Raw genomic sequence first — 15223 nt, 5'->3', positions numbered from 1 at the left:
CGTGATGGAGAGGCCTGCACGTGATCGACACCGGCGACATCGACGTCTTCCTCGGTCTGGACGTCGGCAAGGACGAAAACCACGGCACCGCCGTGACCCCGGCCGGGAAGAAGGCGTTCGACAAGCGCCTGCCCAACACCGAGCCCAAGCTCCGCGAGTTGTTCGCGAAGCTCCAGGCCAAGCACGGAACGGTGCTGGTCGTGGTCGACCAGCCGGCCTCGATGGGGGCCCTGCCGTTGGCGGTCGCGAGGGACATGGGGCGCCCCGTCGCCTACCTGCCCGGGCTGACGATGCGGCGGATCGCCGATCTCTTCCCGGGCGAGGCGAAGACCGACGCGAGGGACGCGTTCATCATCGCCGACGCCGCCCGCGCAATGCCTCACACGCTGCGGGCGATCGACGGCGAGGACGAGACGCTCGCCGAGCTGGAGATGATCGCGGGCTTCGACAACGACTTGGCCGGCGAGGCCACCCGGGTCGCCAACCGGCTGCACGGCCTGCTGACCCAGATCCACCCCTCGCTGGAACGGGTTCTGGGGCCGCGACTGCAACACCCGGCCGCCCTCACGCTGCTGGAACGGTTCGGATCTCCGGCCCAGATCCGCAAGGCCGGACGGCGCCGGCTGGTCACACTGCTGCGGCCGAAGGCGCCGAGGATGGCCGAACGGCTGGTCGACGAGATCTTCGCCGCGTTGGACGAGCAGACCGTGACCGTTCCGGGGACCGAGGCCGCCGCGCTGATCGTCCCAAGTCTCGCGACTTCGCTGACGGCCGTCCTTGACCAGCGCACGCTGCTGGCCGGGCGGATCGAGGAACTCCTGGAGGCTCACCCTCTTTCGAAGGTCCTGACGTCGATGCCAGGGGTCGGCATCAGGACCGGAGCCCGGATCCTGATCGAGGTCGGCAACGGCAGCACCTTCCCGACCGCAGGCCACCTCGCCGCCTACGCGGGTCTCGCCCCGGCGACTCGGAGCTCGGGCTCATCGATCCGCGGCGAACAGCCCTCCAGACGAGGAAACAAGCAGCTCAAACGGGCTTTCTTCCTCTCCGCGTTCGCCGCTCTGGGCGACCCGGTCTCCCGGGCCTACTACGACAAGAAGATCGCCCAGGGCAAGCACCACACCCAGGCACTGCTCTGCCTCGCCCGACGACGAGCCGATGTCCTCTTCGCCATGCTCCGCGACGGCACCTTCTACGAACCCCAGCCAGCCACGGCAGACGGAGTCTAGGGGGAAGTGTCGTCCCCAGCCGGAAGGTGAACAGCCACGTCATAGTTAGCAATCCGCCCCGCCAGCGTCCTCGGGCTCAGGCCATGAACGTTGTCCCGGTTGGGGTCAGCACCGGCTGCCAGAAGGAGCCGAATCGTCCCGCCTTCGCCCCGCGAACAGAACACCGCTCTCCACAACGGCGTATTGCCATGACGGTCCACGACATCGACCGCCGCACCCGCCGCCAGCAGGACTTCGACGGCAGCGGGCGCCTGCGCCTGAGCAGCAAAATGCAGCGGCGTCCAACCCTCGGCATCGGCAGCCCCCGGGTCGGCGCCCTCAGCCAACAGCGCCCTCAGGCCATCCACGTCCCCGCCGCCAGCCGCATAGTGCACCGCGGCCCGCCCCAACCGATCCCGATCCGTCATGCCGACCATCCTCACCCGGCTTGACGAAAGAGATAGGGGCACCCCCCGGCAGGTCCGGCTGGGACCACGCCCGGAGGCACAGTGACGACGACCGCGACGGCGGGACGCGCGTCGGCTACGGACCGGCGGGGACTGGTCGCATCCGCGCGGGAGAGCCGCATATCGGCACGGGCTCGCACCCCCCGGCAGGTCCGGCTGGGACCACGCCCGGAGGCACAGTGACGACGACCGCGACGGCGGGACGCGCGTCGGCTACGGGCCGGCGGGGACTGGTCGCAGCCGCGCGGGAGAGCTGTGTATCGGGACGGTCCCGCATCCCCGGTAGGTGCAGCTCCGCCCGGTCGGTGGCCGTCGGATCTGCCCCCGGTCGCCCCCGCACCAGGCCCGTCCCCGACGCCGGCCCCGGTCAGCTCGCCTCGCGTCGAGCCGTTCCCCGGATTTCCAGTCCCTCCAGCAGCTCCGCCGTCGCCTCCGCGATCACCTCCACGGCCCGGTCGAAGACCTCCTGGTTGTGGGCGGCGGGGGCCCGGAAGCCCGACACCTTGCGCACGTACTGAAGCGCGGCGGCCCGAATCTCTTCCTCCGTCGCCTCCTCGGGCAACACAGGCGGACGAAGCGTCTTGATACTGCGGCACATACCGACAGTCTCCCTCCCCGAGCGGATCGGCGCTTCCGCCCGCCCGTTCCAAATGCCATGATCCTCGCCGAGGCGGCCACCGACCCCGGGGCCGACCGACGAGAGGAACACCCCGACATGGCGCACGACTCCGCGCACCGTAAACCCACCGTGGCCGTCCTGGGCCCGGGCGGCACCGGCGGCCTCCTCGCCGCCCTCCTGGCCCGCGCCGGACACCGCGTGATCTGCCTGGCCGGCGAGGCCACGGCGAACACCCTGCGCACAGCCGGCATCCAGGTCCGCAGCAGCACCTTCGGCGACTTCACGACCCCCGTCGAGGCCGACACCGAGCTGCGCGAACCGGTCGACGCCTGTGTGATCGCCGTCAAGCACACCTCCCTGCACTCCGCCCTCGACCGCGTCCCGCCCACCGCCCTCGGCGACGGTCTGGTCGTCCCCCTCCTGAACGGCGTCGAACACCCGGCGACCCTGCGCACCCGCTACCGCCCGGACCGGGTCGCCCCCGCGGTGATCCGCGTCGAGTCGACGAGGCTCGCACCGGGCGTCATCGAACACGGCAGCCCCTTCGCCGAGCTCGACCTGACCGGCGACGGCGTCCCCCGCGAGCGCCTCGACGCACTGGCCTCCGCCCTGGCCGCGGCCGGCCCCGCGACCCGTGTCCTGGACGACGAGACGGCCACCCTGTGGGCCAAGATGTCCTTCCTCGCTCCCTTCGCCCTCCTCACCACCCTGCACGCCCTCCCCCTCGGCGAGGTGCGCACCCGCCACCGCGAGGAGCTGACCGCGCTGGTCGAGGAAACCGCCGCGGTCAGCGCGGCCTGCGGCGGCCCCGCCGACGCCGCCCAGGCACTCGCCCGCTACGACGCCTTCCCGCCCGGCACGAAGTCCTCGATGCAGCGTGACGCGGAGGCGGACCGCCCCCTAGAACTGGACGCGATCGGCGGGGCGTTGCTGCGCGCGGCCGACCGGCACGGCGTGAAGGTGCCCGTCGCGGCCCGGGTGGTACGGGAGTTGGCGGACGCCGCCCGCTGACGCCCCACCCTCAAGTGCCCCCCTCAGCCGCCGTCCCCGCCCGTCAGGTCGAACCGCCAGTCGTTCGACTTGATCCAGTTCCCCTTCGGATACTCGAACGCGGCCTGTCCGAGCAGCGTGAAGCCCGCCCGACGGCAGACGCCGTTCGACGCGGTGTGCTCCACGCCCGGGAACGCGTGCAGATACCGGTGTCCACCGGCGGCCCGTGCCTCCTCCACGACGGCGCGGGCCGCCTGCGCGGCCAGCCCCCGCCCCTGGAACTCCGGCAGGATCCCCCACCCGGTCTCCCATATCAGGGAGTCCCGCCACTCACGCTGCCAGAACCCCACCGAGCCGACGGTCTCCCCGCCGTCCGCGAGCGTGACGCGGTACATCCGCCCGGACGACAGCCCGACGTACCGCCGGTGCCGCGCGACGAGCTTCTCCTCGCTCTCGGGCCCGCCCAAGTGGTCGGTCATCTCAGGGCTGTTGATCCGCTGAAGCAGCCAGAAGTCACCCTCCGCCCAGGCCACCAGCCGCACCTGCTCCGTATCCATGCCGACCACAGTAGGCGTCGGGTCTGACAACGACTCCGATCTGCGGACTTGCCGAACCGGCAACAGACCTCGCGCGACACCGTCGCCGCCCCGCATGCTCGTCGTGACCCATATCCGTACGTACGGAGGACACATGTCGCACCTCACCCACCGTCTGGTCCCCGGTCCCGCCGGCCGGATCCACCTTGTGGAACAGGGCAGCGGCCCCCTCGTCCTGCTGCTGCACGGCTTCCCGGAGTCCTGGTACTCGTGGCGGCACCAGCTGCCGGTGCTGGCCGCGGCCGGATACCGCGCGGTCGCAGTGGACGTGCGCGGATACGGCCGTTCCTCGAAGCCGGAGGCGGTGGCGGCGTACCGGATGACCGAGCTGGTGGAGGACAACGCGGCCGTGGTGGAGGCGCTCGGCGAGCGTGCCGCGGTGGTCGTCGGACACGACTGGGGCGCGACGATCGCCGCGCACTCGGCGCTGCTCAAGCCAGAGGTCTTCCACGCGGTCGCCCTACTGAGCGTGCCGTACACCCCGCCCGGCGGCCCCCGCCCCAGCGAGGTCTTCGCCGGGCTCGGCGGGGAGGAGGAGTTCTACGTCTCCTACTTCCAGGAGCCCGGCCGGGCCGAACGGGAGATCGAACCGGACGTACGCGGCTGGCTGGCCGGCTTCTACGCCGCGCTCTCGGCCGACACGATGCCCGCGGCCGACGCCCACCTCCCGGCCGCCGATCCGCACTTCGTCACACCCGGCGGGCAACTGCGCGACCGTTTCCCCGACGGCCGCCTCCCGGCCTGGCTCACCGAGGACGATCTCGACGTCTACGCGGGGGAGTTCGAGCGCACGGGACTGACCGGGGCCCTGAACCGCTACCGCGCGATGGACCGGGACTGGAAGGACCTGGCCGCCTACGCGGGCGCGCCGATCCGCCGGCCCTCGCTCTTCCTGGGCGGCGCCCTCGACGCCTCCACCACCTGGCTGTCCGACGCCATCGACGCCTTCCCCACCACGCTGCCCGGTCTGCACGCCGCCCACCTCCTCGGTGGCTGCGGCCACTGGATCCAGCAGGAACGCCCCGAGGAGGTGGGCCGTCACCTGACCGAGTGGCTGGGGTCGGTCGCGAGCGGGCGGTAGCGCACGTTCACCGCGGCCGTGCGGTCGCCGCCGTCGAGGCGGGCGAGGCGGACGGGAGCGCCGCCGGGGTTCTCGAACAGTCGGATGCCGTCGCCGAGCAGGACGGGCACGATGTGCAGGTCGATCTCGTCGATCAGCCCGCGTTCGAGGAGCTGCCGGCCGATCGTGGGCGAGAAGACCTCCACGTTCTTGCCGCCGGCGGCTTCCAGGGCGATCCGGACGGCCTCGGCGGCGTCGCAGCTCAGGAAGGTCACCCCGGTGGCCGTCGGCGCGTCCTCGGGGTGGTGCGTGAGGACGAAGAGCGGCCCCTGCCACGCGCCGCCGTAGACGGCACCGACGTCGGGGAAGGCGTCCCAGCCGTCCCGTCCGCCCAGCACGGCCCCGGTGGTCGCGGCGTACTCCTCGACGAGGCCGGGCCGGAACGAGAACCCCGTCATCCAGTCCATCGTGTGCCCGGGACCGGCCACGAACCCGTCCAACGACATCGTGAAATGCCAGAGCACCTTGCCCGCGGCGGCCTGCGGTGCCATGTCCGCCGCTGACGCCGCTGACGTCATTTGCGCGTGTGTGCCCTGGGGGTTCTCCATGGCTGTTCCTTTCTCACGGCGCTCCTCGTCCTCCTTGAGACCGGCCCAGCGCGCGGAAGTCATCGCGGGGCGCCGACTCGCGGTCCTGCCCAGCGGCCGCCCCTGCTCCACGCGCGGCCACGGCCATGACGGCGACGGCGGTGAGCACCATGCCCGCGCCGACGTAGAGCGGTGCGGTGTAGCCGAGACCCGCGGTGATGGCGAGGCCCCCGGCCCAGGCACCCAGTGCGTTGCCGATGTTGGACGCGGACACGTTGGCGCCTGCGGCCAGTGCGGCGCCCTGCGCGTGGTCGGTGACGCGGGTGATCATGCCGGGCACGCCGGCGAACCCGAACACCCCCATCAGGAACACCAGCACCACCGAGGCCGAGGCGCTCTCGGCGAGCAGTCCGAATACGCCCAGGGTGACGGTGAGACCGGCCAGGGCTAGGAGCAGCGTACGGTCGCGGTCGTGGTCGGCGGCCCGACCGCCGATCAGGTTGCCGACGACCAGGCCGACGCCGTACACCATGAGCAGCCAGGCGACATCCGCCGGGGAGAAGCCGCCGACCTCGGTGAGCGTGTAGGCGATGTAGCTGAACGCGCCGAACATCCCGCCGTAGCCGAGTGCGGTGGCCACCAGGGTGAGCCAGACCTGCTGGGACCGGAACGTGCCGAGCTGGGCGCGCAGGGCGGTGGGAGCCGTCGGTGTCTCCCTGTGACCGCTCGGCACGAACGCGACGATCCCCGCGAGCGCGAGCAGGCCGACCGCGGTGACCGCCCAGAACGCGGCCCGCCAGCCCCAGCGCTCCCCCACCAGCGCGCCGAACGGCACACCGAGCACGTTCGCGACCGTCAGCCCGGCGAACATGACGGCCACCGCGCGGGACTTGCGCTCCGGCGCGACCAGGCCGCGCGCGACGAGGGAGCCGATACCGAAGAACGAACCGTGGCACAGCGCGGCGACGATCCGCCCGAGCAGCATCACCGGGTAGCTCGGTGCGACGGCGGACAGCAGGTTGCCGAGGACGAACAGGACCACCAGGCCGACCAGGACGTGTTTGCGGGGCAGTCGCGCGGTCGCCGCCGTCAGGGCGATCGCGCCGACCGCGACACTCAGCGCGTATCCGGAGATCAAACGTCCCGCGGCCGCCTCGGACACCGCGAAACTCGACGCCACCTGCGGCAGCAGCCCCGCGATCAGGAACTCGGTCAGCCCGATGCCGAACCCACCGAGGGCCAGCGCGAGCAGCCCACTTGCCATCCGTGGCCGTTCGACCGCCGGGCTATGCACGACAATCCTCAAGATCCGCGTCCATGAACCGACCCTCGCGTCCCGGCCACGGCCCGGTCCATGGACAAAGCACCTACGACGCTTGGACGAAAACGGGGCCGATGTTCACGGTCGAGGAACGGGACCGCCTGCGGGAGCGTTTGCTCGCCCGCGCCGAAGCCGACGACAACGTCGTGGGCGCCGCCTTCACCGGCTCGCACGCCGTCGAGGAGGGTGACCGATGGTCGGACACCGACCTGGTCCTGGCCGTGCACGGCGACCTGACGCCGACGCTGGAGCGGTGGACCGGCTGGCTCTACGACGATCTCGGCGCGCGGCACCACTGGGACCTGCGAGTCGGGGCGGCCGTCATCCGCGTGTTCCTTCTGCCGGGCTGGCTGGAGATCGACCTGACGTTCGCCCCGGAGGCCGAGTTCGGCCCGCGGGGCCCGCAGTGGCGGACCGTTTTCGGGCGGCCCCGCCCCCTCGAACCCTTCGCTCCCCCGGACGGCGACACCCTGGTCGGCCTCTTGTGGCATCACGCCCTCCACGCGCGCGCGTGCGTCGAGCGCGCCCGCCGGTGGCAGGCCGAGCACTGGATCAGCGCCCTGCGCGACCACGTGATCGCCCTGGCCTGTCTGCGGCTCGGCCACCCCGCCGCGCACGCGAAAGGCGCCCATTTCCTACCCGCCGACCTCTCGACCGCGCTGGAGTCGACGCTCGTCCGCTCGCTCACCGTTGCGGAACTCAACCGGGCCCTGGGCGCCACGATCGACGTCGTCATGGCCGAGCTCGAACGTTCCCGTCCCGAACTCGCCCCCCGACTCGCCCCGATGCTCGCCGAGCTGGCGAACAGGCCGCCGGGCACATGCCGTTGAGAAGCCGACGTAGATCGACAAGGCTCTGGGGTCATGGAGTTCTTCTGCTACCACCGTGACCGGCCCGGCTCCCTGCCCCTGCGGGAGGAGCTGACGGAAGCGCACTGGGCCTACATGGACCGGTTTGCGGACGAACTGATCGCCCGTGGGCCGACGTTCGGCGCCGACGGGGAGACACCCACCGGCAGTGTGCACATCGTCGACCTGCCCGACCCCGCCGCGGCCCGCGCGTTCGCCTTCGACGAGCCCAACTACCAGGCCGGCGCGTACCGGGACGTACTACTGCGCCGCTGGCGCAACCTGCTGGGCCGCACCATGTGGGACTTCCCCGGCGGCCGGACCGGCGGCGACCGGTATCTGGTGCTCGGTCTCGGCGCGGGAGAGGCCGCCGACCTCGCCGTGCCGGCCGACAAGGACGACCTGATCGCCTACGGTCCTCTCCTGTCCGACGACGCCGGCGCCTGGCTGGGCACCGCGGCCCTGGTCCGCGCCCCGGATCCGGACCGGGCACGGGCCGTGCTGACCGCGGACCGGTACGCGGCCGTGGAGGTCCACGAGTGGGAGTTCGGCGGACGACGCTGACAACCCGTTCTCGGGGCAACCGCACAGGGACCAGCCGCACGACCAAGGAGCGTCCACGCCATGGGTACCGCCGTCCGGGTCCCGCAGACCCGGGACATGATCGGGGACGAGCTCTCCGGAGACGAGGCGTTCACCGCCCTGCGCCACTACGGCGGGCTGCGGCTGCTGACCGACTCCTTCGCGCGGTTCCGTTACGCCGACGGTTTCACCAACGCGCGCGCCCTCGCCTTCCAGGTGGTGCTCGGGCTGGTTCCGTGCACCGTGGCGCTGGTCGGTCTGGCCACGTCGGTGCACACGGAGGGCGTGGGCCGGATCATCGAGCTCACGCTCGGCCGGATCGTGCCGGGCGCGAGCGCCGATGTCGTGAAGGACGCCTTCGACGGGACGCGCCGCACCGCGCACGGCAGCGTCTGGAGCACGCTCGCCCTGTGGCTCGGTCTGGGTTTCGCGCTGTTGAACCTCGCCTCGGCCATGGGCCAGATCGAGCGCGGCGCGAACCGGATCTACGGCATCGAGCGCGACCGTCCCTTCCCGCGCAAGTACGCGCGCGGGATCGTGCTGGCGCTCGCCGCCGGTCTGCCGCTGGTGCTGGGGTTCGTCGTGCTGGTCGCCGGAGAGGCCGTGGGCGACGCGGTGGCCGAGTCCGCGGGCCGGGCGGGCGGCGGTCCGCGCTGGTGGGGAGTACTGGACCTGCCGGTGGGGCTCGCGCTGGCCTGGGTGGCCTCCGCCGTGATCTTCCGCTGGTCACCGCGCCGGGTGCAGCCCGGTTACACCTGGCTGGCCTTCGGCTCGGCCGTACATCTGCTGCTGTGGGTGGCGGCCACCTGGCTGCTCGCGCTGTACGTCGAGGAGAGCGGTGCCTTCGGTGCCGTGTACGGGCCGCTCACGGCCTTCATCGCCCTGCTGCTGTGGGCCAACCTCACCGCTGTCGCCCTCTTCCTCGGCATCGCGTTCGCCGCCCAACTGGAGGCGGCCCGCGCCGGCATCGAGTCGGCCGTACACCCCGATCCGGGTCCGGGGGTGTGAGACCGCCCGGCAGCAATGTGACGCGGGATGCGACGGCGCACCGGGGCCGTACCCCCAGGTCCCCATCCCGGGGTGTGAGACCGCCCGGCAGCGATGGCACGCGGGGTGCTACGGCATACCGGCGCCGTACACCCGGATCCCGGCCCCGGGAGGTGAGCCGGAGTACGCCCGCAGCCCCCGGCGTCAGCCTTCCGCCGCAGCCGTGACCGTCGCGGGGTCCACGCCGGTCAGTTCGACGATGCGATGCGGCGGTACGCCGGCGGCCAGCGCGCGGCCGATCAGGCCGTCCCGGCCGTCCGCGTAGTCGCGGTAGGTGAGCAGTTCCTCCTCGACCCCGGCGAGGGACTCCGGTGCCAAGTGGTGGCGGACCCGGCTCAGTTCCTCCTCGCTCAGCGGCACGGGCAGCCGTTCGGCCCCCTCGGGCACGGCCGCGGTCTCCTCCGGCGGCAGCAGACGCAGATGCGGGGAGGTCAATGTGGTTCCCTGGGCGTCCAGCCACGCGCGGACCGCGGGCGTCTCCATGCACGCGAGCTCGCCGACGGCGGCGGGGGCCACGCCCAGCCGCGCGGACGCGTTGTCGAGCAGGAACAGGTAGGCGTCGTCGGTCATCCTCGGCTCCTTCACACCAGGGGTCGATCGACCTCCCCTTACCCCGCCTCGCCCGGCTAATGTTCAGGTTCGGTGGATGACCCCGGAGGAGTGAGGACATGCCCGGTTTTCCCAGCACGCGTTGACGTCGTAGGCCGTCCGGCCTGTCATCGCGTGCCGCCCCTGACGGTGTGGCACAGCACGCCTTCGATCCGGGGATCCTTGTGCCGTCCGCTTCCTCCAACGTGTCCGATTCCGGTCGCCCCACCCCGTCGAACCTGTGGCGGAACGGCGACTTCCGTAGCCTCTGGGTGGGCCAGACCGCCTCCCAACTCGGCGAACAGACAAGCCTGTTGGTGTTGCCGCTGTTCGCCGTCCTGACTCTCGACGCCGGTGCTGGCCAATTGGGCGTCCTGCGAGCGGTGGGGCAGGCGCCGATCCTGCTGCTCTCGCTCTTCGTCGGCGCGTGGGTGGACCGATGGCGCACCCGCACGGTGATGGTCCTGTCGGACGCCGGCCGGGCCCTGGCGCTGGGTGCCGCCGCCCTGGCCGGGCTCCTGGGGCTGCTCGGCCTGCCCGCACTGTTCGCGGTCGTCTTCGCCGTCGGGGTCCTGTCCGTGTTCTTCGACGTCGCCTACCAGTCGTCTCTCGTGCGGCTGGTGGGACGCGACCAGTTGGTGCGGGGCAACAGCGCGCTCGAGGGCAGCCGGTCCGCGGCGCAGACCGGCGGTCCCGCCCTCGGTGGTGCGCTGGTGTCCTGGCTGTCGGCACCGGTCGCCGCCGCCGCGGGCGCGCTCTTCTTCGCGCTGTCGTTCCTGTCGATCCGAGGGATCCGTCGCGGCGAGTCGATACCGGAGCACTCGGGACGCTCCCCTCGCACAGGGCGGCGGATTCAGGAGGGCCTCCGCTTCGTCGTGCGCGACACCTCCCTGCGGACCGTGTGCCTCGCCTCGGCGGCCTTCCAGTTCTCCTTCGCCGCGCTGATGACCGTCTATCTGCTCTTCCTGCCGCGGGAACTGCACCTGTCGGGCGCGGTCGTGGGACTGTGCCTCGCGGCTACGGGGCCGGGCGCGCTCCTGGGTTCGCTGCTGGCCGCCCGTCTGCCGGGCCGGTTCGGTCATGGCGTCGTGCTGGTGTCCGCGGCGGTGCTCGGCGACGGCGCGTTCCTGTGGGTGCCCGTGCTGCACGGCTCCTCCGGGGTGACGGTCGCCGCGCTCCTCTCGGTCGGCTTCGTGTTCGGGGCGGGCGGCCAGTTGGTGAACGTCACGGTCATGGCCGTACGGCAGGCGGTCACCCCGGACGGGATGCAGGGCCGCGTGGCCGCCACGATCACGTTCGTCGGCATGGGCCTGACCCCGCTCGGCTCCCTGCTCGGCGGGTATCTCGCGCAGGAGTGGGGGTTGCGCACCAGTCTCCTGGTGACGGCCGCGGGCATGATGCTGTCGCCGGCACTGATGGCCCTGTCCCCGCTCGCCCAGCTGGGACGGACACTCCCGGCCCACGTGGGGCACACCGACCTCGCGTCCGACTGATTCCAGCGGGACCGACGGCCCGCCGCGAGGACGACGGGTCCGCCACCCAGACCGACCGACCGCCCGCCGCGAACCCCGTCTGCCCGCCCCGGAGTCGGCCTTCGTCCACCCGCACCGCCTCGACGCCCGCCGCGCGTCGCCGGTCGCGAACCTCTCAGCGCCGCGAGGCCTTCGGGAGCGGAGGCGACGACCACGGCGTCCAGCCCACCCGCCCGCCACGAAGAGCACACGTCCACCGCCCAGACCGACCATCCGCCACGCGAGTCACATGTGCGCCGCCCACCCGCCACGGCCACCAACCGCCCACCCGTCATGACCATCAGCCGCCCACGCAGACCACCTGTCCGCCACGAAGAGCACACGTCCACCGCCCAGACCGACCATCCGCCACGCGAGTCACATGTGCGCCACCCCGTCCGCCACGGCCACCAACCGCCCGCCCGCCCGCCCGTCATGACCATCAGCCGCCCACGCAGACCACCCGCCCGCCACGAAGAGCACACGTCCGGCGCCCAGACCGACCGCCAGCACCACCACCAGCCGCCGACCCACACCGTCCATCCGTCACGAGACCACTCGTCCGCCACCCAGACCAACCGTCCACCCCGGCCACCAACCGCCCGCCCAAACCGACCGCCCGCCCCTCAGACCGCCCGCCGCCCGCCGCCCACCCACCCACCACCCCATTCGCATGAACCTCCCGAAGCCACTCGCCACCCAAAATCGAACAGGCGTAGCATTGTGGCGTGCCTAAGACCTACGACTTTCCGAGTGACCTCCTCGCCGGTCAGGAGGAGCTGCATCAGGTCCGGGCCGAGCTGTCGGCCCTGCTCAAGCGGCTTCCTTGGTCGGTCGCGCCTCTGGACGGCTTCAGCGACGACAACGGCTGGCGGAAGGTGGAGCGCCCCGCCTCCCCCGGCTGGACCCCCGACGAACAGGCCGAGGTGGAGAAGCTCCGGCGACGCGAACACGAACTCGCGGTCTTCGTCACCACGCACCGCTTCTGGACGGAAGTGGAGACACCGGACCGCGTGGACGCCCGGACCGGGCTGAAGCACGCGACCGGCACGCGGGAAGCGGGCTGAACGACGAAGGACCCCGGCCGAGATCGGCCGGGGTCCTCTCCTGATGTGGGCGCGGACGGTTTCGAACCGCCGACATCCTGCTTGTAAGGCAGGCGCTCTACCCCTGAGCTACGCACCCGAGACGAGTCGACAGCCTACCTTGCCCGGGGCCCTGCCCTGCAAACCCTTACTCCGGGGGCCCGGGGAAGTCAGGGTCGGTACGGGGGAAAACCCCACCCCCGATCCGGGAGCGGCCCGGATCCCCCGCGGGCGCCCCGGTCCCTAGGGTCGAAGCAGGGTCGCGGAGTGCCCGCGGCCGCCCGTCCAGGGCGCGGTCAAAGCTCTATCAGAGTTCGATCAGGGCTGAGTCAGAGCTCGTTCAGGGCTGAACCAGGGGGAGATCATCATGTTCCGTTCCGTTCCCGCACGTGCCGCCGCCGCGGCCGGGGTCGTCGCGCTTCTCGTCGCGGGGGCCACCGCCTGCGGTGCCTCCGCCGGGGACGACAAGACCCCCGACCACAGGTCCTTCGCGCTCCAGGGCCGCACCCTGACCGTCGACTCCGACGACTCGGCACTGGAGATCGTCGCCGCCGATTCGAACAAGTCGGGGACGGTCGAGGTCACCCGCTGGTTCCAGGGAACCGTCGCCGTCGGCAAGGACCCCGAGGTGACCTGGTCGATGAAGAACGACCGGCTGGTGCTGCGGATGAAGTGCAGCGGCGTCGTGGCCGACTGCGCGGCCAAGCACCGTATCGAGGTGCCGCGGGACATCAGCGTGAAGGTGGAGGACGGCGACGGCAGTGTGCGGGCCCGTGGGTTCACCCGGCCGCTGAGCATCAGCACCGGGGACGGCTCCGTGCGGGTCACCGACTCCAGCGGGCCGCTGGAGCTGCACACCGGCGACGGGTCGATGCGCGCGGAGGTCACCTCCCGCCGCGTCACCGCCCGCACCGGCGACGGCTCGGTCCACCTGGAACTCGGCGCCGTACCGGACCGGGTGCAGACCCGCAGCGGCGACGGTTCGGTGACCGTCGAGCTGCCGAAGGCCACCTACCGCGTCGAGACGAAGACCGGCGACGGAGGGGTCGACGTGTCGGTGCCCCGGTCCGACTCCAGTGACCACGTCGTGTCCGCCCAGAGCGGAGACGGAAAGGTCACGGTGCGAACCGCGAACTGATCGGCCCGTGTGTTCGTCCCTTACCGGTGGGAGAATGACACCGGGCACCGCCAGGACGGACCACAGCACGGGAGAGGGATGTGACGGCGACACCTTCGCAGCCGTACTCGTCGTCGTCGGTGCCGTCGGCACAGTCTTCGGTGCCGCGGGCACACCGTCAGGCGTTCAAGGACACCCTCACTCTCGTCGGCCTGCCCCTGCTCGCCGCCCTCGTGCTGCCGGCCGCGTTCGCCGGCGGCGGCACCCGGCGCTGGTTCGGCGGGCGCGCGGAGAGCCAGCGGGCCGAGGCGCAGGCCGCGAAGGACGCCGCCGCGGCCGCGTTCTACGAACTGGACACCGCGCAGCGGGATCTGCGGATCTCGATAGAGACCATCACTGCCGTCGACGACTCCCCCGCCGCCCGGCGGGCGGTCGCCGACTTCCAGGCGATCAGCGGGCGGATCGACGAGGCCAGCGGGCGCTACATCCAGGCCGTCGACGCCCATGACCTCGACCGGGACGACCTGGAGGCGTCGGTCGCCGCACACGCGCGTACCGAGCTCACCCGGGCCAAGGACGACCTCGGCAACGTCAAGAAGGAGCTGGACCGTTTCGGCGACAGCCTCGGCCCGCTGCTCGGCAAGGCCGAGACCCAGCTGGCCCGCCTCGCCCCGGCCGTCGAGCGGGCCCGGCAGGGACTGCTGGCCGCCTCCAACGCCCTGGACGCCGTACGGGAGTCGGGGCTGAAGGCGGACGACCTCGCCGCCCGGCTCGCCGCCCTCGGAGCCGACCTGACCAAGCTCAACCAGGGTGCCGGACAGCACGGCGTGCCGCAGACCCTGGAACGCGCCGAACGGGTCGCCAGGGAGGCCGAGTCGATCCGGGTGGAGGCCGAGCGGCTGCCGGAGCGGGCCGCGGAGATCGACCACCGGCTCGTCTCCCTGCGCACCCGCGCCGAGGCCCTCACCACCCGCGCGGGCCAGGTCGATCCGGTCCTGAGCGAACTGCGCCGCCGGTTCACCGCCGCCTGCTGGCAGGACCTCCAGCACGTCCCGGACCACGCCGCCGAGAACGTCCGGCAGGCCGAGCAGAAGCTCCGCGAGGCCCGTGCCGCGCGCGACGAACAGCGGTGGCCGGACGCGACCTCCCTGCTCTCCACGGTCCGCGCCCTGCTCAACACCACCGACGAGTCCGTCTCCGCCGCCGGCGACCGGCTGCGCCGGCTGAACGCCGTGCAGAAGGACCCGCAGCAGGAGATCGACCGCACCCGCTTCGCCATCCGCGACGCGCAGCGTCTGGCCATGACCGGCCGCACCACCCCCGACCCACGGCACGCGCGCCCCCTGGACGACTCGGTGGCCCGCCTGGACCGGGCGATCGCCACCCTGGAGGGCCGCCACCCCGACTACTGGCACTTTCTCACCGAGACGGAAGCGGTACGGCAGACGGTGGCCCGGGTGGTCTCGCAGATCCGCGAGGAGCGCGGGGGCGCGCACTGAGGGTGCGTCAGCCGTCAACTACTTGCGAGCAGGAAATTGAAGCTCGCACGAACTAGACAAATCGACCTTTTTTGCATACATCGCGCTAATACGGTGAC

16 protein-coding genes and 1 tRNA gene are annotated in these 15223 nt (G+C 72.0%); 10 read left to right on the top strand and 7 right to left on the bottom strand.

Features of this window, described 5'->3' with window-relative positions:
* The first annotated feature begins 20 nt into the window (after positions 1–20).
* Positions 21–1229, top strand: coding sequence for an IS110 family transposase (locus ACIRP7_RS34005; protein WP_403667222.1), 1209 nt, complete (start codon positions 21–23; stop codon positions 1227–1229).
* Here the strand turns inward: ACIRP7_RS34005 and ACIRP7_RS34000 are convergent.
* Positions 1226–1636 carry an ankyrin repeat domain-containing protein gene (locus ACIRP7_RS34000; protein WP_403667219.1) on the bottom strand — a complete coding sequence of 137 codons (411 nt, stop codon included), beginning with the start codon at positions 1634–1636 and terminating at the stop codon, positions 1226–1228. The genes ACIRP7_RS34005 and ACIRP7_RS34000 overlap by 4 nt on opposite strands.
* Positions 1637–2042: 406 nt before the next feature.
* The gene (locus ACIRP7_RS33995; protein ID WP_403667216.1) at positions 2043–2273 is read right to left on the bottom strand and encodes a DUF2277 domain-containing protein; all 231 of its coding nucleotides are present in this window, start codon (positions 2271–2273) and stop codon (positions 2043–2045) included.
* Between the two features lie 117 nt (positions 2274–2390).
* On the opposite strand from ACIRP7_RS33995, the gene ACIRP7_RS33990 reads away from it, so the two are divergent.
* Entirely contained in the window at positions 2391–3305 is a 915-nt protein-coding gene (locus ACIRP7_RS33990) for a ketopantoate reductase family protein (RefSeq protein WP_403667311.1), read from the top strand.
* A gap of 23 nt (positions 3306–3328) precedes the next feature.
* Here ACIRP7_RS33990 and ACIRP7_RS33985 read toward each other — a convergent pair whose 3' ends face one another.
* The gene (locus ACIRP7_RS33985; RefSeq protein ID WP_403667214.1) at positions 3329–3841 is read right to left on the bottom strand and encodes a GNAT family N-acetyltransferase; all 513 of its coding nucleotides are present in this window, start codon (positions 3839–3841) and stop codon (positions 3329–3331) included.
* Positions 3842–3974: 133 nt separating this feature from the next.
* Between ACIRP7_RS33985 and ACIRP7_RS33980 the strand changes: the two genes are divergently transcribed.
* Positions 3975–4961: an alpha/beta fold hydrolase gene (locus ACIRP7_RS33980; RefSeq protein WP_403667211.1), complete on the top strand. Its 987-nt coding sequence runs from the start codon at positions 3975–3977 to the stop codon at positions 4959–4961.
* Here the strand turns inward: ACIRP7_RS33980 and ACIRP7_RS33975 are convergent.
* Positions 4919–5548 carry a dihydrofolate reductase family protein gene (locus ACIRP7_RS33975; RefSeq protein WP_403667208.1) on the bottom strand — a complete coding sequence of 210 codons (630 nt, stop codon included), beginning with the start codon at positions 5546–5548 and terminating at the stop codon, positions 4919–4921. The two genes, ACIRP7_RS33980 and ACIRP7_RS33975, sit on opposite strands and share 43 nt — an antisense overlap.
* A gap of 13 nt (positions 5549–5561) precedes the next feature.
* Positions 5562–6791 carry an MFS transporter gene (locus tag ACIRP7_RS33970; RefSeq protein WP_403667205.1) on the bottom strand — a complete coding sequence of 410 codons (1230 nt, stop codon included), beginning with the start codon at positions 6789–6791 and terminating at the stop codon, positions 5562–5564.
* A gap of 131 nt (positions 6792–6922) precedes the next feature.
* Here ACIRP7_RS33970 and ACIRP7_RS33965 point away from each other — a divergent pair, with 131 nt between their 5' ends.
* Genes ACIRP7_RS33965 through ACIRP7_RS33955 form a run of 3 tightly spaced genes read left to right on the top strand, consistent with a single transcriptional unit; the run spans position 6923 to position 9286 of the window.
* Positions 6923–7678, top strand: coding sequence for a hypothetical protein (locus ACIRP7_RS33965; protein WP_403667202.1), 756 nt, complete (start codon positions 6923–6925; stop codon positions 7676–7678).
* A gap of 33 nt (positions 7679–7711) precedes the next feature.
* Positions 7712–8260, top strand: a complete 549-nt coding sequence (locus ACIRP7_RS33960) for a YciI family protein (RefSeq protein WP_403667199.1) — start codon at positions 7712–7714, stop codon at positions 8258–8260.
* A gap of 60 nt (positions 8261–8320) precedes the next feature.
* On the top strand, positions 8321–9286 hold the full coding sequence (locus ACIRP7_RS33955) for a YihY/virulence factor BrkB family protein (RefSeq protein ID WP_403667197.1): 966 nt from the start codon (positions 8321–8323) through the stop codon (positions 9284–9286).
* Positions 9287–9469: 183 nt separating this feature from the next.
* On the opposite strand, the gene ACIRP7_RS33950 is transcribed toward ACIRP7_RS33955, so the two are convergent.
* Positions 9470–9895 (bottom strand): DUF6003 family protein, encoded by a 426-nt coding sequence (locus ACIRP7_RS33950; protein ID WP_352383375.1) that lies wholly within the window; start codon positions 9893–9895, stop codon positions 9470–9472.
* 203 nt (positions 9896–10098) lie between these two features.
* On the opposite strand from ACIRP7_RS33950, the gene ACIRP7_RS33945 reads away from it, so the two are divergent.
* Together ACIRP7_RS33945 and ACIRP7_RS33940 are read left to right on the top strand one after the other, a co-directional pair.
* Positions 10099–11406: an MFS transporter gene (locus tag ACIRP7_RS33945; RefSeq protein ID WP_403667308.1), complete on the top strand. Its 1308-nt coding sequence runs from the start codon at positions 10099–10101 to the stop codon at positions 11404–11406.
* Between the two features lie 746 nt (positions 11407–12152).
* A complete protein-coding gene (locus tag ACIRP7_RS33940) occupies positions 12153–12491 on the top strand; it encodes a hypothetical protein (protein WP_403667194.1) in 339 nt (112 codons plus the stop codon).
* Positions 12492–12537: 46 nt separating this feature from the next.
* On the opposite strand, the gene ACIRP7_RS33935 is transcribed toward ACIRP7_RS33940, so the two are convergent.
* Positions 12538–12609 (bottom strand) — tRNA-Val (locus ACIRP7_RS33935).
* Between the two features lie 267 nt (positions 12610–12876).
* Between ACIRP7_RS33935 and ACIRP7_RS33930 the strand changes: the two genes are divergently transcribed.
* Both ACIRP7_RS33930 and ACIRP7_RS33925 read left to right on the top strand, forming a co-directional pair.
* The gene (locus ACIRP7_RS33930) at positions 12877–13647 is read left to right on the top strand and encodes a DUF4097 family beta strand repeat-containing protein (protein ID WP_403667191.1); all 771 of its coding nucleotides are present in this window, start codon (positions 12877–12879) and stop codon (positions 13645–13647) included.
* Positions 13648–13727: 80 nt separating this feature from the next.
* Complete coding sequence (locus tag ACIRP7_RS33925; RefSeq protein ID WP_403667188.1) at positions 13728–15125, top strand: hypothetical protein; 1398 nt, start codon at positions 13728–13730, stop codon at positions 15123–15125.
* Positions 15126–15223: the final 98 nt, after the last annotated feature.

This window comes from Streptomyces sp. NPDC102270 (assembly GCF_044766405.1).
Taxonomy (GTDB): Bacteria; Actinomycetota; Actinomycetes; order Streptomycetales; family Streptomycetaceae; genus Streptomyces.
The sequence above is the reverse complement of the archived record's forward strand: the minus strand, read 5'-3'. Positions and strand labels throughout refer to the sequence as shown.